The 26,777-nt window shown below is 64.2% G+C and carries 27 protein-coding genes; 15 read left to right on the forward strand and 12 right to left on the reverse strand.

From position 1 onward, the window contains the following. Nucleotide 1: 1 nt before the first annotated feature. Nucleotides 2-1,267: an aspartate kinase gene (locus ACL02S_RS16755; RefSeq protein WP_412803356.1), complete on the reverse strand. Its 1,266-nt coding sequence runs from the start codon at nucleotides 1,265-1,267 to the stop codon at nucleotides 2-4. Nucleotides 1,268-1,431: 164 nt separating this feature from the next. Between ACL02S_RS16755 and ACL02S_RS16760 the strand changes: the two genes are divergently transcribed. Continuing rightward, entirely contained in the window at nucleotides 1,432-1,845 is a 414-nt protein-coding gene (locus ACL02S_RS16760) for a secondary thiamine-phosphate synthase enzyme YjbQ (protein WP_412803357.1), read from the forward strand. Nucleotides 1,846-1,984: 139 nt separating this feature from the next. Then, nucleotides 1,985-2,176 (forward strand): DUF1918 domain-containing protein, encoded by a 192-nt coding sequence (locus ACL02S_RS16765; RefSeq protein WP_412803358.1) that lies wholly within the window; start codon nucleotides 1,985-1,987, stop codon nucleotides 2,174-2,176. A gap of 5 nt (nucleotides 2,177-2,181) precedes the next feature. On the opposite strand, the gene ACL02S_RS16770 is transcribed toward ACL02S_RS16765, so the two are convergent. After that, complete coding sequence (locus ACL02S_RS16770) at nucleotides 2,182-2,544, reverse strand: sporulation protein (RefSeq protein ID WP_412803359.1); 363 nt, start codon at nucleotides 2,542-2,544, stop codon at nucleotides 2,182-2,184. Nucleotides 2,545-2,797: 253 nt separating this feature from the next. Between ACL02S_RS16770 and ACL02S_RS16775 the strand changes: the two genes are divergently transcribed. Beyond that, nucleotides 2,798-3,256, forward strand: coding sequence for an SRPBCC family protein (locus ACL02S_RS16775; RefSeq protein WP_412803360.1), 459 nt, complete (start codon nucleotides 2,798-2,800; stop codon nucleotides 3,254-3,256). A 37-nt stretch (nucleotides 3,257-3,293) separates the two neighbouring features. Here ACL02S_RS16775 and ACL02S_RS16780 read toward each other — a convergent pair whose 3' ends face one another. The 4 genes from ACL02S_RS16780 to ACL02S_RS16795 form a co-directional block, all read right to left on the reverse strand. Continuing rightward, entirely contained in the window at nucleotides 3,294-4,136 is an 843-nt protein-coding gene (locus ACL02S_RS16780) for an ion transporter (RefSeq protein ID WP_412803361.1), read from the reverse strand. 111 nt (nucleotides 4,137-4,247) lie between these two features. Continuing rightward, complete coding sequence (locus tag ACL02S_RS16785; RefSeq protein ID WP_412803362.1) at nucleotides 4,248-5,888, reverse strand: GMC oxidoreductase; 1,641 nt, start codon at nucleotides 5,886-5,888, stop codon at nucleotides 4,248-4,250. A gap of 76 nt (nucleotides 5,889-5,964) precedes the next feature. Then, entirely contained in the window at nucleotides 5,965-7,611 is a 1,647-nt protein-coding gene (locus ACL02S_RS16790; RefSeq protein WP_412803363.1) for an alpha/beta hydrolase, read from the reverse strand. A 100-nt stretch (nucleotides 7,612-7,711) separates the two neighbouring features. Then, nucleotides 7,712-8,479 (reverse strand): sulfite exporter TauE/SafE family protein, encoded by a 768-nt coding sequence (locus ACL02S_RS16795; RefSeq protein ID WP_412803364.1) that lies wholly within the window; start codon nucleotides 8,477-8,479, stop codon nucleotides 7,712-7,714. 274 nt (nucleotides 8,480-8,753) lie between these two features. On the opposite strand from ACL02S_RS16795, the gene leuA reads away from it, so the two are divergent. Further along, nucleotides 8,754-10,547, forward strand: coding sequence for a 2-isopropylmalate synthase (leuA, locus tag ACL02S_RS16800; RefSeq protein ID WP_412803365.1), 1,794 nt, complete (start codon nucleotides 8,754-8,756; stop codon nucleotides 10,545-10,547). A 289-nt stretch (nucleotides 10,548-10,836) separates the two neighbouring features. Further along, nucleotides 10,837-12,447, forward strand: coding sequence for a MinD/ParA family ATP-binding protein (locus tag ACL02S_RS16805; protein WP_412803366.1), 1,611 nt, complete (start codon nucleotides 10,837-10,839; stop codon nucleotides 12,445-12,447). Between the two features lie 65 nt (nucleotides 12,448-12,512). Here the strand turns inward: ACL02S_RS16805 and ACL02S_RS16810 are convergent, their stop codons facing one another. Then, entirely contained in the window at nucleotides 12,513-13,427 is a 915-nt protein-coding gene (locus ACL02S_RS16810; RefSeq protein WP_412803403.1) for a LysR family transcriptional regulator, read from the reverse strand. Nucleotides 13,428-13,538: 111 nt separating this feature from the next. Between ACL02S_RS16810 and ACL02S_RS16815 the strand changes: the two genes are divergently transcribed. The 4 genes from ACL02S_RS16815 to ACL02S_RS16830 all read left to right on the forward strand — a co-directional run bounded on the left by ACL02S_RS16815 (nucleotide 13,539) and on the right by ACL02S_RS16830 (nucleotide 17,154). After that, nucleotides 13,539-14,516, forward strand: coding sequence for an EamA family transporter (locus ACL02S_RS16815; protein ID WP_412803367.1), 978 nt, complete (start codon nucleotides 13,539-13,541; stop codon nucleotides 14,514-14,516). Continuing rightward, nucleotides 14,494-15,132 carry a pyridoxamine 5'-phosphate oxidase family protein gene (locus ACL02S_RS16820; RefSeq protein ID WP_412803368.1) on the forward strand — a complete coding sequence of 213 codons (639 nt, stop codon included), beginning with the start codon at nucleotides 14,494-14,496 and terminating at the stop codon, nucleotides 15,130-15,132. The genes ACL02S_RS16815 and ACL02S_RS16820 overlap by 23 nt, the downstream gene beginning before the upstream one ends. A 76-nt stretch (nucleotides 15,133-15,208) precedes the next feature. Further along, the gene (locus tag ACL02S_RS16825; protein WP_412803369.1) at nucleotides 15,209-16,447 is read left to right on the forward strand and encodes a MurT ligase domain-containing protein; all 1,239 of its coding nucleotides are present in this window, start codon (nucleotides 15,209-15,211) and stop codon (nucleotides 16,445-16,447) included. Then, entirely contained in the window at nucleotides 16,444-17,154 is a 711-nt protein-coding gene (locus tag ACL02S_RS16830) for a type 1 glutamine amidotransferase (RefSeq protein WP_412803370.1), read from the forward strand. The genes ACL02S_RS16825 and ACL02S_RS16830 overlap by 4 nt, the downstream gene beginning before the upstream one ends. On the opposite strand, the gene ACL02S_RS16835 is transcribed toward ACL02S_RS16830, so the two are convergent. Together ACL02S_RS16835 and ACL02S_RS16840 are read right to left on the reverse strand one after the other, a co-directional pair. Then, nucleotides 17,155-18,084 carry a transglutaminase family protein gene (locus ACL02S_RS16835; RefSeq protein WP_412803371.1) on the reverse strand — a complete coding sequence of 310 codons (930 nt, stop codon included), beginning with the start codon at nucleotides 18,082-18,084 and terminating at the stop codon, nucleotides 17,155-17,157. A gap of 20 nt (nucleotides 18,085-18,104) precedes the next feature. Further along, nucleotides 18,105-19,733 (reverse strand): circularly permuted type 2 ATP-grasp protein, encoded by a 1,629-nt coding sequence (locus tag ACL02S_RS16840; RefSeq protein WP_412803372.1) that lies wholly within the window; start codon nucleotides 19,731-19,733, stop codon nucleotides 18,105-18,107. 319 nt (nucleotides 19,734-20,052) lie between these two features. Between ACL02S_RS16840 and ACL02S_RS16845 the strand changes: the two genes are divergently transcribed. Both ACL02S_RS16845 and ACL02S_RS16850 read left to right on the forward strand, forming a co-directional pair. Next, complete coding sequence (locus ACL02S_RS16845) at nucleotides 20,053-20,292, forward strand: hypothetical protein (protein WP_412803373.1); 240 nt, start codon at nucleotides 20,053-20,055, stop codon at nucleotides 20,290-20,292. Further along, the gene (locus ACL02S_RS16850; RefSeq protein WP_412803374.1) at nucleotides 20,282-20,926 is read left to right on the forward strand and encodes a hypothetical protein; all 645 of its coding nucleotides are present in this window, start codon (nucleotides 20,282-20,284) and stop codon (nucleotides 20,924-20,926) included. The genes ACL02S_RS16845 and ACL02S_RS16850 overlap by 11 nt, the downstream gene beginning before the upstream one ends. Before the next feature lie 96 nt (nucleotides 20,927-21,022). Here the strand turns inward: ACL02S_RS16850 and recR are convergent, their stop codons facing one another. Then, the gene (gene recR / locus ACL02S_RS16855) at nucleotides 21,023-21,631 is read right to left on the reverse strand and encodes a recombination mediator RecR (RefSeq protein WP_412803375.1); all 609 of its coding nucleotides are present in this window, start codon (nucleotides 21,629-21,631) and stop codon (nucleotides 21,023-21,025) included. Nucleotides 21,632-21,644: 13 nt separating this feature from the next. Then, on the reverse strand, nucleotides 21,645-21,977 hold the full coding sequence (locus ACL02S_RS16860) for a YbaB/EbfC family nucleoid-associated protein (RefSeq protein ID WP_412803376.1): 333 nt from the start codon (nucleotides 21,975-21,977) through the stop codon (nucleotides 21,645-21,647). Nucleotides 21,978-22,099: 122 nt separating this feature from the next. On the opposite strand from ACL02S_RS16860, the gene ACL02S_RS16865 reads away from it, so the two are divergent. Next, on the forward strand, nucleotides 22,100-22,912 hold the full coding sequence (locus ACL02S_RS16865) for a MerR family transcriptional regulator (protein ID WP_412803377.1): 813 nt from the start codon (nucleotides 22,100-22,102) through the stop codon (nucleotides 22,910-22,912). A 15-nt stretch (nucleotides 22,913-22,927) separates the two neighbouring features. Next, entirely contained in the window at nucleotides 22,928-23,278 is a 351-nt protein-coding gene (locus ACL02S_RS16870; RefSeq protein WP_412803378.1) for a VOC family protein, read from the forward strand. Between the two features lie 44 nt (nucleotides 23,279-23,322). On the opposite strand, the gene ACL02S_RS16875 is transcribed toward ACL02S_RS16870, so the two are convergent. Next, nucleotides 23,323-23,757, reverse strand: a complete 435-nt coding sequence (locus ACL02S_RS16875; RefSeq protein WP_412803379.1) for an SRPBCC family protein — start codon at nucleotides 23,755-23,757, stop codon at nucleotides 23,323-23,325. A gap of 221 nt (nucleotides 23,758-23,978) precedes the next feature. Between ACL02S_RS16875 and ACL02S_RS16880 the strand changes: the two genes are divergently transcribed. Beyond that, complete coding sequence (locus ACL02S_RS16880) at nucleotides 23,979-25,463, forward strand: FAD-binding oxidoreductase (protein ID WP_412803380.1); 1,485 nt, start codon at nucleotides 23,979-23,981, stop codon at nucleotides 25,461-25,463. Further along, nucleotides 25,460-26,776: a class I SAM-dependent methyltransferase gene (locus ACL02S_RS16885; protein WP_412803381.1), complete on the forward strand. Its 1,317-nt coding sequence runs from the start codon at nucleotides 25,460-25,462 to the stop codon at nucleotides 26,774-26,776. Before ACL02S_RS16880 ends, ACL02S_RS16885 begins: the two co-directional genes overlap by 4 nt. Nucleotide 26,777 lies beyond the last annotated feature (1 nt).

Below are 26,777 nucleotides of genomic sequence, written 5' to 3' on the forward strand. Positions count from 1 at the left end.
CTTATCGCCCCGTTCCCGCGTGGACCACCGCGACTTCGTCGCCACCGAGGTCGAACGCCTTATGCAGTACGGCGACGGCCTCATCCAATTCGGTGTCCTTGACCAGTACGGAGATCCGGATCTCCGAAGTGGAGATGAGATCGATGTTCACCCCAGCGTTGGCCAGCGCCTCACAGAAGGTGGCGGTGACGCCTGGGTGGCTCTTCATGCCCGCACCGACCAGCGACACCTTCCCGATGTGATCGTCATAGACCACCTGGGAGAAACCGATCTCGGCCTGGCGCTTGGTCAGCATCTCGACCGCGCGCGCGCCGTCGGTCTTCGGCAACGTGAAAGTGATATCGGTCTTGCCGGTCTCGACCTTCGAGATGTTCTGCAAGACCATGTCGATGTTGATCTCGGCGTCGGCGACAGCGCGGAACACCTTGGCGGCGTAACCCGGCTCGTCCGACAGTCCGACCACGGTCACCTTGGCCTCGCTGCGGTCGTGCGCGACGCCGGTGAGGATTGCTTGCTCCAAGGGGATGTCCTCCATCGATCCGGAAACGTAGGTGCCCTGCTTGTCGGTATAGGACGAACGCACATGCACGGGCACGTTGTAGCGGCGGGCGTATTCGACACAGCGCAGCATCAGCACTTTGGCGCCGCAGGCCGCCAGCTCGAGCATCTCCTCATAGGAGACCTGATCCAGTTTCTGCGCGTCGGACACGATCCGCGGGTCGGCGGTGAAAACACCGTCGACATCGGTGTAGATCTCGCAGACATCCGCGTTCAACGCGGCGGCCAGCGCGACCGCGGTGGTGTCCGAGCCACCGCGCCCGAGCGTGGTGACGTCCCTGCTGTCCTGACTGACCCCCTGGAAACCCGCGACCAGCACGACGAGGCCTTCGTCGAGCGCCTCGCGGACCCGGCCAGGGGTCACGTCGATGATCTTGGCCTTACCGTGCACGCTCGTGGTGATCACGCCCGCCTGCGAACCGGTGAACGACCGGGCCTCGGCGCCGAGGGAATGAATCGCCATAGCGACCAGTGCGTTGGAGATGCGCTCACCGGAGGTGAGCAGCATGTCCATCTCGCGGGCCGGAGCCGCCGGCGCCACCTGCTGAGCGAGATCGAGCAACTCATCGGTGGTGTCGCCCATGGCAGAGCAGACGACCACCACATCATGGCCCTGCTTCTTCGTCTCCACGATCCGTTCAGCGACGCGCCGGATCCGCTCGGCAGTCGCCACCGAGGATCCTCCGTACTTCTGAACTACGAGAGCCACGACAGGGTCCTCCAAAGTCGACAACAAACTGATAACAGCAACCCAGCCTACCGACCGGAAGCCAGCGGTTTTGCTTCTACCTACCCGCTTGTGCAATAGCCCACACTCACGCCGATCCCGGAACCCGGGCCCGAAGCGTGGCGCGACGGAGGACGATATGCGACATGAAGAGCACACTGTTCGAGGTGACAACGGGCCGCGACGAAGTGGTGCGAGACATCACACGGCAATGCGCGGCATTCGTCCGCGAGGCGGGCACAGACGGGCTTCTCCATATCTTCGTACCGCACGCCACCGCGGGCGTCGCGATCATGGAACTCGGCGCGGGCAGCGATGACGATCTGCTGGCCGCACTGCGCGATCTGCTACCCCCTGACGACCGGTGGCGGCACGCCCACGGCTCGCCAGGGCATGGACGCACCCATGTGATGCCCGCGATGATCGCGCCGCAAACGACGATCCCGGTGCTCGGCGGGAAGCTCGCGCTCGGCACCTGGCAGTCGATCGCGCTGGTCGATCTCAATGTGGACAACCCAGACCGGCAGGTGCGGCTATCGTTTCTCACCGACGCGGGCTGAATACCTCCGATACGTATGTCGATCGGTTCGAACAGCCGAGTCGGTACCCCGCGCCGATCGGTAGCGGCGATCTGCGCCGGTGACCCGCACAGCCATCGAAATGGTTGTGACACGCGCCACTGCGTTCGATAATGGGGCGATGATGGCACATGTAGGAGATCGACTCTGCGTGCACGGACACGTGGTGGGAGAAGTGGATCACCTGGCCGAGATCATCGAGGTCCGCGGGCCGGATGGGACGCCGCCCTATATGGTGCGGTTCCCCGATGGTCACGAGTCGCTGGTATATCCGGGGCCCGACGCGATCGTCGAGCCCTCGACATCGGACTGAACACCTCACCGGAATGATCCGGACGCACCACATGCGGCGCGTCCACGCGAAGACCGCTTCAATACGAAAGCAAGAATCCCCACGATCAGCACCTTGCCGACCGTCTGGACGATCGCGTCGACGTCGACAGCCGGGTGCCAGGTGAGCCGACCGTCCCGCAGTACGTACGCACCAGCGGGCCGGGCGGTGAACCCGAACCCGGCGCCCTCGCCCTCCTCCGCATTCCCGGTTCCGCCTCCGCCACCCCCGCCACCCCGGATCGAGGCGGCGGGAACGATCACCGCGCCCTCGGATAGATACGGCTCCCCGTAAACCCGGCGCACGGTGATCGAGTCCCGCGCCTGCGCCAACAGTTCCGCGTATTTCACGACAGCCTCCCACCCTGACCGGCCACGCCAGATTTTCTGATTCAATCGTAGATGAACCGGCTCGGCGCGAGAGCATCTTCCCCCGAAGCTTCCATCCGGAAATTGTTGAAACAGTTGCCGATCGCCGATCTCGACCTGATAAAGTCACGTTATCCGGTTAGCCGAGAATCGGCTATCGACCATGAGGTTGACGAATCCCTCACGTGATGGAGAGAATCGGCCCACTTGTCCACCCGGGGGTCGGAGGTATGCCATGCGCACCACAACGGATATCCGATTCTTCGTCGATGCCCATCCGGCACAGGTCATGGATGCCCTGACCGCCATCGAATCACTCCCGGAATGGTCGCCTTCCTATCGCGATGTCCGGATCGCTTCACGCGACGCGCAGCGAATGCCGCGACGCGTCTTCGTCAAAGCGGAACTCCTCGGCAGCTCGGATCTGCAAGTGCTGGAATACGAATGGACCGACTCCCGGTCGTCCTGGACCGTCACCGACAGCACCAGGGGCGTCCGGGGCGGCGGCTGGTTCGAGATCTCCGACGGCATCGAAGGCACCGATGTCTGGTATCACACCGAGCTCTATCTCCCCATCCCGGTTCCCGGTTTTCTACTCAAACGCACCGTCCGCAAGGCCAATGAAGTGGTAGTGGATTGCTTCATCGATTTCGCCGAGCGATTCCCGGAATCGGAAAGCTACCAATCCATATAGCGGAAACGAATAACCAGAGGTAAATGTCCTGTAAAGATCAGCGTTTACCCAGATCCAGATCTTCTTCGATAGGCGTCTGATCGACCGTGGGCAGCGGCATGCGTATACCACTACGGACCGCATCGCGCATCTGATCGATGTTCTCACGCAGCAAATCCGATACGAGCTCATCGGTACGTGGATCGGCCAGTACCTGGAATACGATACGAAAGGTGGTATCGGCGATCAGCCGGATGATTTCGTCGTGGAACGGGATGTAGCGCACCCGGCCTGCCTGTGGGTCCTTCTTGATCAGTTCGAGGATCATCTCATCCAGTTCGGCCCGGTTCACCTCTAGCGCGGCGGCGATATTGCGGGTGTAGTGACCGGTGCGTAGCACCTGCGCCACCTCGTCCATCACCGCGATGGTCATCGGCCTGCGGATGGTGTCCACAATGGTCGTCACGGAGCGATTCACCAGCGCGGCGGTTATCCGATCGCCGAATACGCGGTCGGCTACCCTGGCCAACCTGACGGCGATCACCACAATCCGCAACAACCGGAAACTACGGAAGAACGGGCTGGTCACCGGAACCATACCGAGGACCTCGTACCAGTAGATGATCGGAAAGGTCCATGGCCAGCCCGCTCGGCGCCAGCGCCATAGGAACTCCCCCGCGAACACCGCGCACAGTGACCAGTCGATGAACACCATCGTCTGCCTGGTCTGCCCTTCGACCGGAAAGAAGGTGATCACGACGACGAGTGTCACGGAGACAATGGCCAGTCCGAGCATCAGAAAGTCGGTCCAAAGCCTCGGTGGCTTGCGCGGATATTCCTGTGCCCGCGTCGACTTCCACTGACCGTGGTCGATGCCCGAGTTGGGGGTGGGAGCGGACACTGCAAATCCCTTCGACGCCGACCGGTGCCGCCGACAGTAGTACGCACAGCGCGCACTCGGTGCAGTCGACAACACCCGCCGAGAAGTGTTACTTCGCCAACGAAGATATGCTCAGCGACCGGCTCGGATGATCGCTTCGATATTCCGTTCGGCCAGTGCGGCAATAGTGAGCGACGGATTGACCGTTCCGGTACTGCCAGGAATCGCCGCACCGTCCATCACATACAAGCCGGGATGGCCGAGCACCCGCCCGTAGTTGTCGGTAGCCCGCCCCAGTACCGCTCCGCCGAGCGGATGCGCGGTGAACAACGCGTTCGCGTCATAGCCGAGGGCACCGTAATCGATGAGCGCATCCGCACGTTCGGCGATCCGGTGGTCGACCTCCCTTGCCGCGGCCACAACCTGATCCTGGTTACGCACCGGCCAACTGAGCCCGACCCGGTCCGTGCTCCGGTCATAGCCGAACCGGGTACGGGCCGAGTCGAGCACCATCCCGAGCGAAGCGAGAGCACCGGTCTCGAACGGCACTCCGGGGATGTACCAGTTCTCCAGGGTCAAAGGCGCCACGGAAGCATCGAAGATCCGGCTCGCACTCGGCGCCCCCTGACCGTAACCGGCCAGCGCACTGGCACCTCTGGCGAGCACTACATCACCATTGGTGCCCCAGCCATCACCGATGTGCTCGTTCAGCCGCGGCAGCGTACCGGTGGCCTGCGCACGGACAAGCAACTCGGAGGTGCCGATCGAACCGGCGCCGAGAAACAGCCGGTCACAGGTGAGCGTTCGGGTGGAAAGCTCCGTACCGGTCGGCGATAGTTTCGTCACCGTGACCGCATAGCGGTCACCGGCTTCCTTCGCGATGGCCTCGACCCGGTGACCGGGGAAGATCGCGCACAGCCCGGTGTTCTGAGCGTATTTCAAGTAGTTCTGATTCAGATCGAACTTGGCACCGTTCGAGTTGCCCAGGCTGCTCCTGCCCACTGTGGCCGAAGGCCGCACGGTTCCGTCGAGTTCGGCACGCACGATATCCCAGTTGAAGATCGAATCGTTCGCCCTCGGCTGGTAACCGGCCTTACGCACCTGCTCATCCCAGGCCCTGGCATGGGTGAACGGCACGGAACGATAGATATCCGCAGGCATCGGGCTCAGCCGCAGCATCTCGCGCACCCGCGGGTAGTAGACGCGTTCCATTTCGGCGTAGTCGACGGTTCCGCCGAAGATGTGATCGAAGAAGCGGCGTTCCGGCGCGATCATGGCGCCGGTGAAGATCACCGAACCGCCGCCGACCGCCGCCGCGCGCCAGACGTCGATACCCGGGTACTCGGTGCAGTCGAGCACCCCGCCGAAGTCGGTGAACCGCATCGGTACCTTGGTGACGCCGGTGAAGTCGGTGCGGTGCCAGAAACCACGGCCGTCGGGCAGATCGTCACCGGTGAAGATCTCCCGCCACGGATCGTTCGGCCAGCGCGAACCACGCTCCAGCACGGTAGTGGCGATCCCGGCCTCGGCAAGGCGCAAGGCGGTCACCGCGGCGCCGAAACCCGAACCGATGACTATCGCAGGCGAATGCTCGGGTGGGTCGGGAAGCGGTGCGAAGATCTCCGGCACCCAGGCGCGGAACATGGCTTCCCACATCGGATCCGTAACCGCACGGCTGGTCCCTGCCGCCACACCCATGGCACCGAGTAACGCGGCCGTGCCCGCCGCCTTGAACAAGGCGCGTCTACGCAAACCCCGGTCACCCTTCATCATCAAGCTCTAGCGTGGGCAGACTACCGGGATCCCCCCACCGGCGCACGACGGAGGGGGCTACCGATTACAGCGGGAGCTACCGGTCGAAGGGCTGTGCGTCGGGGCGGCAGGTCGCTCCAGGAGCGGGCAGGTGCAGGTCGACGAGATAGCGCTCCCGCAACGACCTGGTGCAATCGTTGAGTGTGTTATGCCCGTATCCCTCCGCCACGACGACCAGTCTGGCGTTTACCAATTCCTGCTGCGCGTGCCGTGCGGCGGACAGCGGAGTCACCGGGTCGAACTGATTATTGATCAGCAGAGCCGGAGTATTCGAGCGCAAGATCCATGGTCCGGTGTAACGCTGGGCATACCCCTCGGCGGGAGCCGGCCACACAGCGCAGGGCTGCCGCAGATACCACCAGAACGCGCCATAGGTCGGACTGACCTCAGCGAGCTCCGCCGCCAGCGCAGGCCAGCGGCCGGGATCACGAGGAAAAGTGTTGTCCGCGCAGGAGATGGCGATAAAAGAGTCGAGATCATCGAACGGTTGAGTAGCGGCGGCCAAGATCTCGCCGACGGTGTCCGGGTCACCCGAGGGTCCGCGCTCCAGTTCGACGAGCAGTTCGGCCAGCGCGGGCCAGCCCGCCACGGGGTCGTACAGCAGTAGTGCGTGCGCTGAGAGCACCTCGGGATAGGTGAGCACCCGGGTTCGCTCTCCCTCTCCGATCACGAGGGGTCCCTCCTGCAGACGCCGCAGCACAGCGTCATTCCGGGCGCGCAACTCGGCAGACCGGTCGACATCATCTGAATTGTCCAGATTATCGAGATTCTCCTGCGGCTCGGCATCGCTCTGGCCATCCTCGGCCGCGAAGACGCACTGTGGCCTGCCCGCTTCCGCACACAGTCGCAGGAATTCGCCGAGCACCTCCTCGGTCGCCTGCGCAGTACTCTCGATCGCGCTGCGAGTGTCGTTGGTATACGCGTCCGGATCGATCATCGACTGGAGGTGCAGCGCACGTACCCGGTCACCGAACAGCGCACCGTACACCTGTCCCAGATAACTCGCATAGGAGCCGCCGGTATAGGTCAGCTCCGCATCGCCAACCGCACGGCGCAGCAGGTCCAGATCGCGCGCGGCGTCGACAGTGGTCAAGTGCCCGAGCAACGCACCGCTGTGTGCCGCGCACCCCGCGGCCAGCTCACGGCTCGCCGCCTCGGCGGCATTCTCCTGCTCCTGGTCCACCGGCGGCAGCCATACGCTGGACCAGAACTGCCGTTGCTGATCGACGTTCGCGAAACACCGCACCTGTCCGCTCGCACCGACGCCACGCTGATCGAAGGTGACCACATCGAAGCGGTTCGCGATCTCGCCGTCGAACAGCTCCCCCGCAGCAGCCCAGCTCAGTCCGGAACCACCAGGACCACCGACCGCGGCGAACAAGGTACCGATTCGCCGTTGCTGATCGGCGGCCTGCTGCCGCACCAGCGCCAGCTCGAGTATCGGACCCGCGGGATTCGCGTAATCCACCGGCACTGCCGCTGTCGCGCACTGGTAGCCGCTCAGCCGCGGTTGGGCGCACTCGACCCAATCCAGCTGTGGCGTCGCTACGGCATCGGCCTGTGCGACCAGGTCCGCGACCGCGGATTCGTGTTCGCTCGGCAGCGCGGTACACCCGCCGACCACGGGCAGTAGGCCGGCGAGCATGGCAATGGCGAGGATCTTCCAGCTACGCACAGAAATCATCCTGTGCGGTACGCGGGCAATCGTCGTCCTTCTCGAGACTGACATCCGACCCTGAGATTCTCTGGACACCGCATCGCCCTCCCATGTCATCAGCCATCTCCTAGAACACCACAAGTCGGATCACTGCGATGAGGCCGACCACGACGATGACCGCGCGCAGCACGACCGGTGGCAGCCGCCTGCCCATCCGCGCCCCCAACTGACCCCCGATGATCGAACCCAGCGCGATCAACGCCGCCGCACGCCAATCCACGTCAGCGATCACAATGAAGATCAGTGCCGATACCCCGTTCACCAGGAGGGCGAGCGCGTTCTTCAGTCCATTGAGACGCTGGATATCGTCGTGTACGAAGACCCCGAGCAGCCCGATCAGCAGCACACCCTGCGCCGCACCGAAGTATCCGCCGTAGACACCGGTCGCGAAGATCGCGACGAAGAGTACCGGGCCGCCGTATTCCGGAACCTGGGCGCCGTCGTTCGCTCGTCTGCGCCTGACCCAGCTCGCCAGCCGCGGCTGGACTACGACCAGTACCAATGCCACGATGATGAGCACAGGCACGATCGCGATGAACGCATCAGGGGGAAGTACGAGCAGCAGCACCGCCCCCGTGATGCCACCGAGCAGCGACGCGGTACCCAATCGGAGCAGCCTGGCTCGCTGACCGGCGAGTTCGCGTCGGTATCCGTGTACGCCACTGATCGCGCCGGGAACCAGGCCGACGGTATTGGAGACATTCGCGGTGACCGGAGGCAGGCCGAACGCGAGTAGCACCGGAAACGTGATCAGGGTTCCCGATCCGACGATGGTGTTGATGCCGCCCGCCGCGATACCAGCACCGAAGACGGCTATTTGCTCCAGCCAGGTCATAACCAATCCTTCGCCGTTCCGGCGGACACCGGTCCGTACCAGCGCTGTCCCTTACCGACCGAACGGTAACCGGTCTGCGATCGCTCGCTGACTGGACCACCTTTCCGAGTGGTATTGCGGCACGGTAAACTCGCCCCATCATGCAGCGGGCACTTCTTCTCGGCCGCCGCGACGGGGTCTGATCGGACCGGCTCCCGCCGCGGGGTTCTGTTATGCCGGTCGCCCCAGACCATTGGGAAAAACCACATCCTCGGAACCCTTGGAGAAACCGCCCATGACTCCCGCAGACGCTTTCGTATCCGGTACCCGAACCATCGTGGCGCCGGGCAAGCCCGCTCCCGCCGATCAACCCTCCTGGAACAGGCAGAAGAACTCCTCGATGCCCGCGTTCCGCTACCGGCCGTTCGCCGAGGAGGTCGAGCCGATCACCCTGCCCGATCGCACCTGGCCGGACCGGGTGATCGACCGGGCGCCCAGTTGGTGCGCGGTCGATCTGCGCGATGGCAATCAGGCGCTCATCGATCCGATGAGCCCGGCCCGCAAGCGCCGGATGTTCGATCTGCTGGTGCGGATGGGGTACAAGGAGATCGAGGTCGGTTTCCCCTCCGCGAGCCAGACCGATTTCGATTTCGTCCGCGAGATCATCGAAGAGGGCGCTATCCCCGATGACGTGACCATCCAGGTACTGACCCAGTGCCGCCCCGAGCTGATCGAACGCACCTTCGAAGCATGCGCGGGCGCGCAGCATGTGATCGTGCACTTCTACAACTCGACCTCGATCCTGCAGCGGAGGGTGGTGTTCCGCGCCGAACGCGCCGCGATCGAGAAGATCGCTACCGACGCCGCCGCACTGTGCTTGGAGATCGAGAAGCGTTATCCGGAGACCAGCTGGCGCTATGAGTACAGCCCGGAGTCCTATACCGGCACCGAGCTGGCATACGCCAAAGAGGTCTGCGACGCGGTATCGGAGATCATCGCACCGACACCGGACAAGCCGCTGATCATCAACCTGCCCGCCACCGTGGAGATGGCGACGCCGAACGTCTACGCCGACTCCATCGAGTGGATGAGCCGTAATCTGGCCCGCCGTGACGCGATCGTATTGTCACTGCACCCGCACAACGATCGCGGCACCGCGGTGGCCGCCGCCGAGCTCGGCTTCCAGGCCGGCGCCGACCGGATCGAGGGCTGCCTGTTCGGCAACGGTGAGCGCACCGGCAATGTCTGCCTGGTCACCCTGGGGATGAACCTGTTCTCCCGCGGCATCGACCCCCAGATCAACTTCTCCGATATCGATGAGATCCGCCGCACGGTCGAGTACTGCAACCAGCTTCCGGTACCCGAGCGCCATCCCTACGGCGGCGATCTGGTCTACACCGCGTTCTCCGGCAGCCACCAGGACGCCATCAACAAGGGGTTGGACGCGATGAAGGCGGTGGCCGACACCACCGGCTCCGACGTCGACGACATCATCTGGGAAGTGCCCTACCTGCCGATCGACCCGAAGGATGTCGGCCGCACCTACGAAGCGGTCATCCGGGTCAACTCGCAGTCGGGTAAGGGGGGTGTGGCCTACATCATGAAGACCGACCACGGACTGGCGCTGCCCCGGCGGTTGCAGATCGAGTTCTCCAGGGCGATCCAGAAGATCACCGACGGTGAGGGTGGCGAGGTGACACCCAAGCAGATGTGGGATGTCTTCTCCGGGGAGTACCTGAGCCCGATCCGTCCGCTGGAGCGGATCCGACAGAAAGTCACCGCGTCGGAGACCGACGGCGGGGTCGATTCGATCGCGGCGGTGGTGAAGGTCGACGGCGTCGAGCAGGAGATCTCGGGTCAGGGCAATGGACCGCTGGCGGCGTTCGTCGACGCCATCGCCTGCGTCGGCTTCGACGTCGAGGTCCTGGATTACTCCGAGCACGCGATGTCCGCCGGGGACGACGCGCAGGCCGCCGCCTACGTGGAATGCGCGATCGGCGACAAAGTGGTGTGGGGCGTCGGCATCGCCACCTCGATCACCACCGCCTCGCTGCGCGCAGTGGTGTCCGCGGTGAACCGAGCGCACTGAACACACGTACTCCATAAAACGTCCGCTCGGGCGTCGCGGCAGTTCGACCGCGGCGCCCGGGTGCCGAACCCACTGACACAGACCACATATCGGGAGTATGCCGCCACGGCAGGTCTGCCGCTGCGCGGGTGCCACCGTGCCTACCGCGGCACGATACGACGCACCCCGTGCTAGCGTTGGTTCGCACTTCAAGCGCCGAGCTCTCTGCTCGAATTCCCGAGCAGATGGGGGAACCGTGACAACAAATGACCACAATCCGACCTCGCCGCCCTGGCTACAGAATCATTCCGTGGACACGGCCGACGTGACCGGGGCGGAGTCATCGACGACAGCGGCTACCGAGCCCGCCGATGCCGCGGAGGTGCAGGGAACCGACGGCTCGGACCGGCAGACACAACCGGACGCACACCGGGACCAACCGGATCCGCGCGATCCGACGGAACAGACCACCGCCTATCCACAGACCGGACCCGCACAGCCCTACGGCCACGGTCCATCCGGTTTCGCCGAACCGTACGGATCGCCTGGCGCAGGCGGGTATCCGGCACCGACATCATTTCCCGCGGAACCGTTCTCGGCCGGTGCGCCACCGGCACCGAATACTATCGGTAGCTATTCTCCTGCCGCGCCGGAAGACCAAGGACCGGAGGGCGGATACCGCGACTACCGCCAGGAAATCGGCAGCGACGGCTTCGTCCGGCGCGTGCCCGTCGACTCCATGCCGCCGGAACACGTTACGCCGCAACCCGATCAGTCCGCGAGCGGACCGATCTACAGCTGGGCGCCACCACCTCCGCCGATGCCGCAACAACCACCACCCGCCTATCAACCGCCACCGCAAGCCGGGCCGCAGCCGGGGCCGCACTGGCAGGGTGGACCGAATCCGCACCAGCCCGCACCGCCGTTCCAACCGCAGCATGTGCCGCAGCCAGGCCAGCCAGGACACTCGGTGAACGACCTCAACCTGCTCAAGCGGGCCCGGCGAGCGCCACGCAGCGGATGGCGCCGCGCCATGCACAAAGCCTCTGGCGGGATGATCAACCCCGGTGAATCGGCAGCCGATATCGTCCACCGAGACCTCGTCGAGCGAGTGAATCAGCCGGTCCGCGGTGACTATCGGATCGCGATCCTCTCGCTGAAGGGCGGGGTCGGCAAAACCACGACCACGGTTGGTCTCGGTTCCACCTTCGCGTCACTGCGCGGTGACCGGGTCATCGCGATCGACGCCAATCCCGACCTGGGTACCCTCGCGCACCGAGTACCGCGACAGACCCGCTCTACCGTGCGTAACCTGCTGGAAGACGATCACATCACCAGGTACTCGGATGTGCGGGCGCATACCTCGCAGGCACCGAGCCGTCTGGAAGTGCTCGCCAGCGAACAGGATCCAGCGGTATCCGAAGCGTTCAGCGAGGCGGACTACCGCAAAGCGATCAGCATCCTGCAATCGTTCTACAACATCATCTTGACCGACTGCGGTACCGGTTTGATGCACTCCGCGATGTCCGGTGTGCTGGATATGGCCAGTTCGCTGGTACTGGTCACGTCGCCTGCCATCGATGGCGCGCGCAGTGCGTCGGCCACCCTGGACTGGCTCGACCACCATGGTTACAGCAAACTGGTGGAACGCACGGTCGTGGTGGTGAACGCTTCTCGGCGCGGTGCGTCCACCGTCGATCTCGACCAGCTGCGCAAGCTGTTCCTCGATCGCACGCGCGCGGTGCAGGTGGTGCCGTTCGACGACCACCTCGCCGAAGGCGCGGAGATCGACCTGGAACTGGTGAGCAAACCGACCCGGCGAGCGCTGTTGGAGCTGGCCGCGATGGTGGCCGACGATTTCGGCTATGTCAGCTCGATGTCCCAGCACCCCTACCGTCCGCCCGGGCCACCGGGAATGTAATCGGCGCGCAGCCCGCGAAGGGACTCGTCCGGTAGGAACATCCACTGAACCGTTGCGGAAACGGTTCAGCCCCTTGCCGTTCCAGTGTCCGAGGTCACCTCTGCGGCGGCCGATTCGAAGGCCGCGAGCACAGCGGCAATAGCCGGGCGGTCATCGGCGCGTGGGCGAGTGGCCAGTTCGTACCTCCTCGCGGCACGCACGCCGGACAGCCGCAGCACCGCGAGCGCGGGATCGCTTACCGCGTAACGCGGCATGAGCGCGACACCGTAACCAGTGGCCACCAGCGTCTCGATGACACGAAAATCATTGAGGCGCTGCGCTATACGTGGCTGCACACCGGTCACGGTGGCAATAGAACGCAATACATCGTCGACCGGGAAACCACCACGAACACTCAACCAGGTCTCCTCGGCCAGTTCCTTCGGCGCGACAGCCGAACGATCGGCGAGCCGATGTGTCCGCGCGACAACCACATCGATGGGTTCCCGCATGAGCACTCGGGTCACAACGCGCGGATCGGCGATCGGCGCGGCGCGTTCGTCCCGGTGTGTCAGTACTACGTCATAGTCGGCGAGCAGGCGAGTCACCTCGGACGGCGGCTCGTCCTCGTCCGAGGTCACCACATCCACCCCGCTGTCCGCCATACCTGGCAGCACATACGGCAGGAGCAATGCGCCACCCGAAGGAAAAACCGCGACCCTGACCCGGCCACGCGGACAGCCGCGATAGTGCGCCATCTCCGCGACCGCGCGATCCATCGCCGCCAGCACCTCGTCGGCACGCATCACCAGCGCGTGACCGGCATCGGTGAGCCGGACCCGCCTGCCGTCGGGTTCGAGCAGCGCCACACCCGCTTCTCTGGCCAGCACCTTGAGTTGCTGCGATACCGCCGACGGAGTCATCGACAGCGCTGCGGCGACAGCGGCGACAGTGCCGCGATCAGCGAGTTCGCGCAGCACCCGCAACCGCTCCAGCGCCATGGTCGGACCGGGAGCAGCGTGATCCACCCTGAAAACCATTAAGCAACGCTACTTTATTAGTGCATATTTATTCTATTGTTCTGATGATTTCTTAACTGCACGATGAAGTGCGTGACCAACCGCGATCGCCTGCTCGGCTGCACCATCGTCCTGCTCTGGGGACTGAACTTCATAGCCATCCGGATAGGGCTCGATCACTTCCCACCGTTCTTCTTCGCGGCCCTGCGTTTCGCGGTACTCGCGATTCCCGCCTTGCTGTTCATCCCCCGTCCACCAGTGCGGATACGCTGGCTCTTGTTGTACGGCACAGGTTTCGGCATCCTGCAATTCGCCTTCCTGTTCGCCGCTATGCGCGCGGGCATGCCGACCGGACTCGCCTCGCTGGTACTGCAGTCCTCCGCACCGTTCACCGTGCTACTCGGTGCGCTGCTGCTGCGCGAACAGATACGGCCGGTGCAGGTTACTGGCATCGCCGTCGCGATGGCCGGAATGGCGGTGATCGGCTGGGATCGGCTGGAACACGCCACCGTATTACCAGTACTGCTGACCTTGGCAGGCGGGCTCGGCTGGGCATTCGGAAATATCGGTGCGCGGCTGGCAAGCACCGAGACTCCTGGCATCAACCCGCTACACCTGATGCTGTGGATCACCGTCATACCGCCGTTACCCCTCTTCGCGCTATCGGTGCTCGCCGAGGGGCCCACGACCGGACTGCACGCCCTTACCACGGCATTCACCCCCGAGGGCAGATCCGCTCTGGTAGCCCTCGCCTATATCGCCATCCTCGCCACAGTCGTCGGTACCGGATTGTGGACCACTTTGCTCAGCCGCTATCCGGCCGGTCTGGTCGCACCATTCTCCTTGCTCGTCCCGATCATCGGGATCGCCGCCGCATGGGCCATCCTCGGGGAAACCCCGAGCCCGGTGTCCGTGGCCGGTGGAGTCGTCGTACTAGCAGGCGCCTTCGCCGCCATATCGGCTACACCGCGGCCTGCCACCGCCGATCGCCACCCCACAGCCGAAATATTTCGAGCGGGGCTCAGGCGGCGGATGCTTGAATCGGAGTATGGCCGAGAACACAGTCGCTAACGAAATCACCGATCCGACAGACCTACGGCAGTTGCTCGGCGAAGTCGCGCCGAGAGTCGCAGCCAAGGAGCGGAAGGCGCTACACACCAGAGACCGGGAGTGGATCGCGAACACGCCGTTCCTGGTGGTGTGCACCAGCGACGCGAACGGCAACTGCGATGCCTCCCCCAAGGGTGATCCAGCCGGCTTCGTCCGAGTACTCGACGACACCACCATCGCCATCCCGGAACGCCCTGGCAACCGGCGTGCCGACGGGTATCTCAACATCTTGTCCAACCCGCATATCGGCCTGCTGTTCATGATTCCCGGCCGCGGCGAGACGCTGCGGATCAACGGCCGCGCCCGGCTGGTTCGGGACGCGCCGTACTTCGATGACATGGTGGTGCGCGGTCACCGCCCCATCCTCGCCGTCGAAGTGGATATCGATCAGATCTTCTTCCACTGCGCCAAAGCGTTCCTCCGGAGTCATCTGTGGGAGCCGGAGAACTGGCCGCAAGATACGCTGCCCAGCCAAGCCCGCCTGGTCAAAGAGGTGCAAGCGAACGTCACCGAGACGGCCGAAGAGCTGGAGCGCTACTACGCGGAACACTACGCGGCCAAGCTCTACCGCGGCTGAGCCGCCGGTACGGCACGACACCGCTCCACTCCGCCCGCGGCGCGCCCGGATCACGAGGCGAACATAGACTCTCGGCGTGGCAGATATATCGGTGCGCGGGCGACTCGCGCTGACGGCGGCAGCCGCGGCGTCGTGGGCCTCGCAAAAGGCAGGTCGCGGCAAAGGTTCGATGATCGGCGGCTTGATCGCTTTGAAGATCGACCCGACGGTTATGGACCAGCTCGGACAGCGACGGCGCACCGTGCTGGTGACCGGCACCAACGGTAAATCCACCACCACCAGGATGACCACGGCCGCGCTCAGCACCCTCGGCGCGGTCGCGACCCAGGCCGATGGCGCCAATATGGACGCGGGTATCGTCGCCGCGCTCAACGCGCACCGATCCGCGCCGCTGGCCGCGATCGAGGTGGACGAACTGCATCTGCCACACGTCACCGACTCGCTGAACCCCTCGGCGGTAGTGCTGCTCAATCTCAGCCGAGATCAGCTCGACCGGGTCGGCGAGATCAACATGATCGAGCGCAAACTGCGGGCGGGACTGGCGCGGCACCCGGCCACTGTGGTGATCGCGAACTGCGACGACGTACTGGTCACCTCGATCGCCTACGACCACCCCAATGTGGTGTGGGTCGCCGCGGGCAGTGGCTGGGCAGTAGACGCCACCAGTTGCCCGCGCAGTGGAGAGCCGATCCTCTGGGAAGGCACCCACTGGCACAGCACCGGCGCGGATTTCCACCGTCCCGAACCGGATTGGTGGCTCGACGGAGATGAGCTGATCGGCCCGCGAGGGGAGCGCTTTCCCTTGAAACTCGCTTTGCCCGGCCGGGCCAATCGCGGTAATGCCGCGCAGGCAGTGGCCGCCGCGGTCGCGCTGGGCGCCGATGCCGGACAAGCGGCCGCGGCCACCGGCACCGTGCGGGAGATCGCGGGCCGCTATCGCACGGTGCAGGTCGGCGAGCACGACGCACGACTGCTGTTGGCGAAGAACCCGGCCGGGTGGCAAGAAGCGTTGTCGATGATCGAACCCACCTCGGCGGGGCTGGTGATCGCGGTGAACGGCCAAGTACCCGACGGCGAAGACCTGTCCTGGCTGTGGGACGTACGGTTCGAACACTTCGAAGGCGTACAGGTGGTCGCGGCGGGCGAACGCGCAACCGACCTCTCGGTACGACTCACCTACGCTGGCGTATCACACACCACGGTGCCGGATCCGGTGCGCGCCATCGCCTCCTGCCCGGCAGGCCACGTCGAGGTCTTGGCGAACTACACCGCATTCCGTGACCTGAACCGAGCGCTAGAGGAGCAACCCGCGTGAGCGAATCAACTGTTCGTATCGGTCTGGTACTGCCGGATGTCATGGGCACCTACGGCGACGGCGGCAATGCGCTCGTGCTGTGCCAACGGCTGCGGATGCGCGGCTATGCCGCCGAGATCATCGATATCAACCTGCCCGAGCCGGTGCCCGATTCACTGGATCTCTACACCCTCGGCGGTGCGGAGGATTCCGCACAGCGGTTGGCCACCAGGCATCTGCAGCGTTATCCCGGCTTACAACGGGCAGCCGCGAAAGGCGCTCCGGTGCTCGCGATCTGCGCGGCCATCCAGGTACTAGGCCAATGGTATGAGACCTCTGCGGGCGAGCGAGTGGACGGCGTCGGCATGCTCGATGCCACCACCACCCCACGGCATAAACGCGCCATCGGTGAGGTGACCACCACGCCGCTGCTCGACGGGCTCACCATGGCGCTCACCGGCTTCGAGAACCATCGCGGTGGCACCGAACTCGGCACCGAGGCGACCGGCCTCGCCAGGGTCAGCCGGGGCGTCGGCAATGGCGTCGGCGATGGGCTGGAGGGAGCGGTGCAGGGTTCGGTGATCGGAACCTATCTACACGGTCCCGTGCTCGCTCGGAACCCCGAGCTCGCCGATCTGCTGCTGATGCGCGCACTCGGTGTCACCGAGCTGGCCCCGCTCGAACTTCCCGAGGTCGAGCAGCTCCGCCGGGAACGCTTACGCGCCTGATCACACCTCGACCACGCGGACATCGACCGAAACGGTGATCGTGCTGTCTTTCGCGTCGGTATAGCTGACGCCGCGCAACGGAGGAATATCGGTATAGTCCCGGCCCCATGCGAGGGTGATGTACCGCTCGTCACCGAACTGGTCATTGGTCGGGTCGAGGTCGATCCAGTAACCGGTGCGGTCGTACTCGCCTGCGCCTGGCACCCATACCGCCGCCCAAGCGTGTGTGGCGGCAGTGCCGAGCCTGCCTGCCCTTCCCGGCGGCTGATCGGTGGCCAGATAGCCGGATACATATCTGGCGGCGAGGCCGTGCGACCGTAAGCAGGCTATGACCAGGCGCGCGAAGTCCTGACAGACGCCCGCGCGTGCCACGAACAGCTCAGCTACCTCGGTGGACACTGTCGTGGCACCGGACTTGTATCGAAAATCGGTGTATATGCGGGTGTTCAGCTCAGCCAGCGCAGCGCCGAGTGGCCTGCCGGGTAGCAGCGATTCGGCCGCGTACGCGATGATCTCCCGAGCGACCTCCGACGGATGCCGATCGAAGGCGTAATCATCGAGGGCGTAATCCACGGCGAACACCCCGTTCTCGCTGTTCGGGCGTGCTTGCTCCCATGGAAGCACGGCGTGGTCGGCTGTATTACCCGTGGACGAGTCCACCTCGACCAACGACTCACCACGCACTGTGAGAACGCGGTGGGTGGCGGTGATATGGAAGTAGGAAGTGATATTGCCGTAGACATCCGTGCCGACCGATCGGTCCGACGGCGCGGGGTCGATGTGGATATCGTGCGCGAGCAATCGCTGACCTCGCGTATCACGTGGCGTCAGATACGCACGTCCATATGAGCTGCCGACCTCTCCGGAGTAGGAGTATGTGGTGCGGTGCTCTGCCTGATAGCGCCGTACAGCGCCACCGGTAGCACTCACTCGGCGATCCATGCGCTACCTCACCGTGGTGGTATACCGGCCGTGCCGGGAATAACGCGCTGGTCGCGTTCCGCCGATGGCGGCGCGGCGGACGGCGCGGAGCACACCCAGATATCTTTGGCGGCGGCCTCGGTCATAACGCGGTCGGGCAGGCTGCGCTGTAGTGGCCGGGCCGCGTTATGGCCGAGGCCGCCTGGCATCACGGTATAGCCACCGCGGTGGGCCAATGCGAAAAGTTGTATACCGATCGGCACCGAGGCAAGCCCGCATCGATCCCGTACCGAGGGTGCGACGGAGAACTGCGCCGGTTCTCGGCCGACCCACTGCCATCCGCACGCATCGATCCTGCTTTTCAAGCTGTCTCGCTGCGCACGGCTCAATTCCGGACCGGACAGGATGACCCCATCGACCGTGGAGCGGATGATCAACGTGTCCAGATTCGCGAGCAGGTACTTACGCTCTCGGTCGTCGCCACCCCAATACGAAGGCACACTCTCCAACAGCAATTCCTCACCGAGCAACGCCCGCGACATCCTTGGCAGAAAACCGGCCAGCGCCGGGCTCTCCAACAACCCGCTACCCAGGGTATTCACCACGGTCACCGCACCACGACGGGCCACATCGACCAGTCCTGGCACACCGAACCGTGCTTCCTGGCACAGATCCAACGGATCGGTGAACTCGGCGTCCACCCAACGCAGCACTACATCGACCCGCCGCGACCTGCCGAACGACCGAAGCCGCAGCGCTCCGTCGCTCACCACCAGATCCGCACTGTCCACCAGCGGAAAACCGAGCATCGATGCGAGATAGACCTGCTCGAACGCGGTCTCCGCGCACACGCTCGGGCTGAACACCACGACCACCGGCTCGTCGGCGGCGCGCGCCGATTCGATCAGCATCGACCGCATCATCCTGGCGAAAGGCATCAACGGACGCGGATTCACGTGCTCGAGCAACTCCGGAAACGCCGCAGCGACAACCTCGCGGCCCGCCGCCGCGTATCCGATCCCGGACGGTATCCGGGCCCGGTCGGCGAATACCCGGAATCGCCCATCGCTCCATCGGCTGAGATCGCAGCCGTATATGAACAGCTGATTGTGTCCCGGCACGGTGATGCCGTGCGCGGCCCGGATATACCCGCGGCTGCCGAACACCACCTCCGGTGCGAGCAAACCGGAACTGAGTGTCCTTCGTGGACCGTACACGTCGGTGAGCACCGCATCGAGCAGCCGTGAGCGCTGTTCCAAGCCCGCCGCCAGCCGAGTCCAGTCGGCCGCGGAGAGCATCAGGGGAATCGGATCGATACACCATGGTCTCGGTGTCGCGGTCTCAACCGCGGTATCGGTCTCGGGGGAGGTGATGCCATCGGCAGCGATCCGCCTGCGTACCCGGCTGTCCAGTACGCCGAGGCCATCGTGACCGAGGCAGGCGAGCGCACGGGACAATGCGCCCCACAGCGGCCGTACCATACCGCGGGCATCCACCGATTCGTCGCAGTAGCCCGCGCCATGAGCGCCGCACGCATCAGCCGGACGGCCGCATTCGGCATAGGCGGTGGACTCGACTCCCGCCGCGCGGGAAGACGCGAACCGCGCACGCTCCCGCGTAGCGGTCACTTCCTCCTGCCACCGCTCACCCAACGTCACCACGCCGATCGTGCCGCGACAACGCATTGTTGCCTGATGATCGCCAACTCCCGCCCATATGCCCCCTTCCACGTTCAGCCTCAGTATCTCTTGGCATAAATTCGATAAACCTTGCTGTAATTTTCGCATGTAGGACCGTATGATCCAGCGAGATAGCGAAACGCTTACGGTCGCAGCCCGAAGATTGCGGAATGGTTGCGAGATGGTCGGAAATGGCAGTGGCGTCCAGTAGGCGCGACGCCGGGGAGGTACCGGGAATCAGATCTGGTGCCCACAACGACAGCACAGAACAACAACTCTGATCTTGCGAGGAGGTCGCATGCGTACACCAAGTTGTTCATCTCGCGAAACCACATCGAATCATTGCCACGGCACCCTGATCGTGCACGCGAGCTGGATCACCGAATGCACCGAGGAGCAGTGCATCGATTCCACCCACTCCAGGCACGCCTTCGTCATCGATTGCCACAATCTCGCGGGCGGCTGCCGGTGCGCCGAGGACGATACGGTCCGCCGCCGCGCCTACGCACTTCCGTACCCTGGCCCGAATGAGCTATGACCACGTACTGCTGCCATCCGGGTTCGCGTCATCGATCGAGCAGGTCGAGGCTTATCTGAGCACTCAACAGGGTATCCCCGAGGCGGGGACGGTCTCGGATATCGCGGCCGAGCTGAACAAACGCAACGAGGCGCTGCCCGAAGAAGACAGCTTTCTCAGCACCATCCCGGTAGGCGGTGCGAGTACCGGCACAGCGCTGTATGTGCCCTGCCCCTATGATTCGGTCGGCTTCGTCCGCCGTCTACTGTTCGAACTCGCGACGCCGCTGGACTACGCCGTCTACGACCCGCAGCTGGCCTGGCTGATCGACCCCTCCGGGCATATCGCGGCCAAGGTCACCCACGGCGGCGCAGGCGAATTCCCTTATCTGACCAAGGCACTTGCCGAACAGTGGGTACCGGAATTGCTCCCGCCGAATCCGTATCTGATTGTCGAGCGCGAGGCGCAGTTCTACATCCAGACTTATCGCGACAGCTCCGGTATGTACACACTCGAATACCGAGACGGTTCTCCCGATAAGCACTTCGGCACCACGATCACCGACCCCGCCACTGTCTCCGCTCTCATCTGGGATTGGGCCAACGACAACCGCACTCACTTCACGGACCCGACCTGGTCCCGTGTCATGCTGTGACAACGGCAACCAACTCTGAGAACTCTGCCGTCAGCTATCCCCGCCCACGGCCACCGCTCGGTACCCGCAGCCGTAGGACCTGGTCCGGAGAACCGGTTACAACGCACGGCGCCCGGACAGCGCGCGGCCGAGGGTCAGCTCGTCGGCGAATTCCAGATCGCCACCCATCGGCAGACCCGAGGCCAGTCTGGTCACGCGCAAGCCTGGGAAATCACGCAGCATCCGAACCAGGTAGGTGGCGGTGGCCTCACCTTCGGTATTGGGATCGGTCGCGATAATCACCTCGGTGATATCGATGCCGTCCTCCTGGTTGCCGATGCGCGCCAACAGCTCCCGGATCCGCAGCTGGTCGGGGCCGATACCGCTGAGTGGATCGAGTGCACCGCCGAGTACGTGGTAGCGACCACCGAACTCCCTGGTGCGTTCGATCGCCTGCACGTCCTTGGGCTCTTCGACCACACAGATCATGGATCGGTCTCGGCGCGGGTCGGCGCAGATACGACACAGCTCACCGTCGGCGACGGTCCCGCACAGCGCGCAGAACCTGATGCCATCACGCACTTTCTGCAAAGCGACCTGCAACCGATCGATCTCCGGCGGTTCCACCTGAAGCAAGTGAAAGGCGATACGCTGCGCACTCTTCGGACCGACGCCGGGCAACTTGCCCAATTCGTCGATCAGATCCTGGACCGGCCCCTCGTACACCTGCCGCTCCGGCTCAGAGACCGGGCAGCGAACCGCCACCGAGGCCACCGGACAATGGTCCGAGCCGCTCCGTGGCGAGGCGTTGCGCCGTGGCCATCGCCTCGTTGACCGCACCGATCACCAGATCCTGCAAGGTCTCTACATCATCAGGATCGACGGCTTTGGGGTCGATGGTCAGCGACACCACTTCACCGGTCGCTTTGATAGTGACCTTGACCAGCCCACCACCGGCCGCGCCGTCTACCTCGGTCGCCGCGATCTCGGCCTGGGCTTCCAGTACCGCCTGCTGCATCTGCTGCGCCTGGGCGAGTAACTGCTGCATATCGAACTGACCACCTGGCTGCACGGAGGATCCTCTCTGAAGAAGGTGTCACCGGTCAGCCTAGTCCTGTCGCGGCAGCCGTCGGGCACGACCCGAGTCAGCCGGGAAGTTGACCCTCCCACCACTGGAGGGTATTGGCTGAAACCATGACAGCAATCGTCCCCATCGGGGAGTTCTCCAGGCTGAGTCACCTCAGCGTGAAGACATTGCGCTACTACCACGAGATCGAACTACTGACTCCGATCGGCGTCGACACGAATTCGGGCTACCGGCGCTACTCGATATCGCAGGTCGCGCAAGCACAGCTGATCCGGCGGCTCCGCGAATTGGATATGCCGCTTCCGGAGATCCGCGCGGTGCTCGACGCACCGGATGAGGACACCCGCAATACCGCGCTGCGCACGCATCTGACCCGGATGGAAGAAGAGCTGGACCGCACCAGGGCGGTGGTGGCGTCGCTGCGCTCGCTGCTGACACCAAGACCACCGATCACCGTGGAGTACCGCACGACCCCGGCGTTTTCCGCGGCAGGTATCCGCGCGGTGGTAGCCAAGGACGGTATCAGCGAGTGGTGCCATACGACGTTCTCGCTGCTGTATACAACCCTGGCCACAGCTGGTATCGCGCCCGCCGGAGTTGGCGGAGCCACTTTCGCCGACGACTTCTTCGAAGCGGATGCGGGCGAGGTCGTCGCGTTCGTCCCTGTTGCCGATCCGAATATTGTTCTGCCGCCGCAGCTCTCCGCCATCGACATGCCCGAACACCGTTTCGCCGTCGCCGTGCACGATGGCCCCTTCGAAGATGTCGACCGCACCTACGGCGCATTGGGCAGCTACGTCGCCGAATACGACGTCACGGTGCCCGCTCCGATCCGGGAGCTGTACCTGCACGGCCCTGGCCAGTCCGATGATCCGACCACCTACCGAACCGAAGTGTGCTGGCCCATCGCCCAGCCGTGAACAAGGAGGATATTCATGCCGATCACTTTCGCCCACATCACCATCGACTGCGCAGACGCGGCCGCGCTCGCCGGTTTCTGGTCGCAACTGCTGGAGGTGCCGGTCGACCCCGGCGCCAATACACAGTTCGCCACCGTCGGCCGGACCGCGGGCGCCACTCCGGTTCTGATGTTCCTCCGCGTACCCGATAAGAACCCGGGTAAGAATGTGATCCATCTGGACCTGAGCGCCACCGACTGGCACGATCAGGTAGACCGGGTGATCGCCCTCGGTGCCAAGCGTATCGGCGATTTCGACGAGTACGGCGTGAAGTGGGTGACACTGGCCGACCCGGAAGGCAACCTCTTCGATATCGGCGCGGCCTAGCCACCCCGGGCGACAGCCCGATCCCGGGCTGTCGCCCGCGCGAATCAGGACAGTTCGCGCTGCAGATTCCCGAGCACCTCGGCTTGGATCTTCTTCAGCCCCGACGGCGCGAAGATCCCCTCGAAGATCCCGGAGATACCTCCCGCGCCCTGCCAGGTCGTACGCGCCGTGACCCGCGTACCGGCGCCTTCCGGGGCAACAGTCCAGGTGTTGACCATCGTGGAGTTCGAATCACGCTCGGTGACAGCGGAATCCGATACCGAAACCACCGCGTGGACATTACGGGAGCGCTTCTGGGTGGCCTGCAGGGTCCACTGCGCGACGGTTCCCGCGCCCTTGCCGCCCTCCAGCACCGCGTAATCGCGGTAGTGCGCGGAGAGAATGCGCGGGCGCACCGTGTCGTAGTCGGCGATCGCCTCGAGCACCCGTTGCGGCTGCGCCGCTACCACGATCGAACTACTGGCGCTGACCAATCCCACAATGAGCTCCTTGTCCTGCTGTGATGTGTCCTGCCGCAATTGTCTCGACGGATCTCCATCCTGCCCTGTCCAACCAGAAGAAAGCGGGACGGGCGCGGCGTGTGGCGAACTTCTCCGGACAATTCGGTATCCCATTACAGAACGTATGAGTGACATTTCTCCGTGATCGCGGTTATCCGGTGGCCTTGCGGTTTGGTCCGTACTAACTTCTAGGGGTGGCAGTGAGTCTGTTAGGGAGGGCCGGACACGCACCGGCCGTACACGAATCAGGATTTGCCGCGCATCGAGCGGGCGTGGACCGTCTCCTGGCGAGTTACCACGCGATCCCCGCGCATGCCGACGTCCGGTTGGCCAAGAAGACCTCGAACCTTTTCCGTGCCAGGGCCGAGACCACCGCGCCCGGGCTCGACGTCTCCGGCCTGACCCAGGTCATCGCGGTGGATCCGGTGGCGAGGACCGCCGATGTCGCGGGAATGACCACCTACGAGGATCTCGTGGCCACCACTCTGCGCTACGGGCTGGCGCCCCTTGTCGTTCCGCAGCTCAAGACGATCACACTGGGTGGAGCTGTCACCGGGCTCGGTATCGAATCCACCTCGTTCCGCAATGGCCTGCCCCATGAGTCGGTACTGGAGATGGATGTCCTGACCGGCGCGGGCGAGCTCGTGACCGCGACACCGGACAACGAGCACGCCGATCTCTTTCGCGGGTTCCCGAACTCCTACGGCACGCTGGGCTACACCGTGCGGTTGAAAATCGAGCTGGAGCGGGTACAACCGTATGTCGCCCTGCGGCACCTACGCTTTCATGATCTGCGTGAACTGGAAGCGACTCTCGCGGCGATCGTCACGGACAAAACCTACGCGGGTGAGCGGGTCGACTATCTCGACGGTGTGGTGTTCTCCGCCGAGGAGAGCTACCTGACGCTCGGCCGCCAGACCGACGAGCCGGGCCCGATCAGCGACTACACCGGGATGGACATCTTCTACCAATCGATCCGGCATGACGGCGCTGCGCCCGGGGACGGCGCTGCGGCGGCCGCATACGACCGGCTGACCATCCACGATTATCTGTGGCGCTGGGATACCGATTGGTTCTGGTGTTCCCGCGCGTTCGGCGCACAGAATCCGCGGATCCGCAGATTCTGGCCGAAACGCTACCGGCGCAGCAGTTTCTACTGGAAACTCGTAGCGCTCGATCACAAATATCACATCGGCGACAAGCTGGAGGCCCGCAAGGGCAATCCGCCGCGCGAACGAGTGGTACAGGACATCGAAGTGCCGGTAGAACATACCGCCGATTTCGTGGAATGGTTTCTGCGCGAGATTCCGATCGAACCGATCTGGCTGTGCCCGCTGCGCTTACGCGAGACCCCGAATCCAGCGGATACCCGCGTTGCGGCCGATACGCCCGCGGTAAGGTCTTGGCCGCTGTATCCGCTGGAACCGAACCGGACCTACGTGAATGTCGGATTCTGGTCGGCGGTACCCACGGTGACGGGAGAGCCGGAGGGAGCGACCAACCGCGCTATCGAACGCGTGGTGACCGAATTCCACGGACACAAATCGCTGTACTCGGATTCCTTCTACGAACCCGATGAATTCGCCGCACTCTACGGCGGAAACACCTATACCGAGCTGAAGCAACGTTATGACCCGGACCAGCGCTTACTGGATTTGTATTCGAAGGCGGTGCAACGCAGATGACGACATTCAAGGATCGCTCCGATGTCTTCGCTGACCTCGGAACCAAGCTCAGCATTGCCGAGATCTTCGAGACCCTCGTCGATGGCAGCGTCCCCATCCGGCTGACCGCCTATGACGGCAGTGCTACCGGTCCGGAGAATTCCGAGTTCCAACTGGACATCAGGACCCCCCGTGGCATCAATTACTTGGTGAACGCCCCCGGTGATCTGGGTATGGCCCGTGCCTACATCGCAGGCGATATGTCCGTCGGCGGCGTGCACCCTGGCAATCCGTACGACATCCTGCGGGCGATGAACCAGCTGAAGTTTCGCCGCCCGTCGGCGCTGGCACTGGTGACCATCGCACGCTCACTCGGCTGGGAGCGGATCAAGCCGATCGCTCCGCCGCCCCAGGAGACCCTGCCGCGCTGGCGCCGTATCGCCTTGGAGGGACTGCTCCACTCCAAAACCAGGGACGCCGGAGCCATCCAGCATCACTACGATGTCTCGAACACCTTCTACGAGCATGTGCTCGGCCCGTCCATGACATATACCTGCGCGGTCTACGGGAAGGAAGACTGGTCGCTGGAGCAGGCGCAGGAGAACAAGTACCGCTTGGTGTTCGAGAAGTTACGGTTGCGGGAAGGCGATCGGCTGTTGGACATCGGCTGCGGATGGGGCGGCATGGTGCGCTACGCCGCGAAGCGCGGTGTCCGGGTCATCGGCGCGACGCTCTCGGCCGCGCAGGCGGAGTGGGCGCAGCGGAAACTCGCCGAGGAGGGCTTGACCGAGCTGGCCGAGGTGCGTCATTCCGACTACCGCGATGTACCGGAGAGCGGCTTCGACGCGGTGTCCTCGATCGGCCTCACCGAGCATATCGGCGTGCAGAACTATCCGTCCTATTTCGGCTACGTCAAAAGCAAGCTGCGCGACGGCGGCCTGTTCCTGAACCACTGCATCACTCGCCCTGACAATACCCGCACCACCAGGGCAGGCGATTTCATCGACCGCTACGTGTTCCCCGATGGCGAGCTGATCGGTTCCGGCCGGATCATCTCCGAGATCCAGAACACCGGGCTCGAAGTCTTGCACGAGGAGAACCTGCGCGAACACTACGCGTTGACACTGCGCGAATGGTGCGAGAACCTGACCGCCAATTGGGATGCCTGCGTCGCGGAAGCCGGTGAGGGCACCGCGAAAGTATGGGGTCTGTATATGGCGGGATCCCAGCTGGGCTTCCAACGCAACGTCGTGCAACTGCATCAGGTGCTCGGCGTCAAACTGCCCGCCGACGGCAACTGGACGGTGCCACTTCGTCCCTGGTGGCAGCCGTAAT

This window comes from Nocardia spongicola (assembly GCF_047200775.1).
In the GTDB taxonomy this organism is placed as follows: Bacteria; Actinomycetota; Actinomycetes; order Mycobacteriales; family Mycobacteriaceae; genus Nocardia.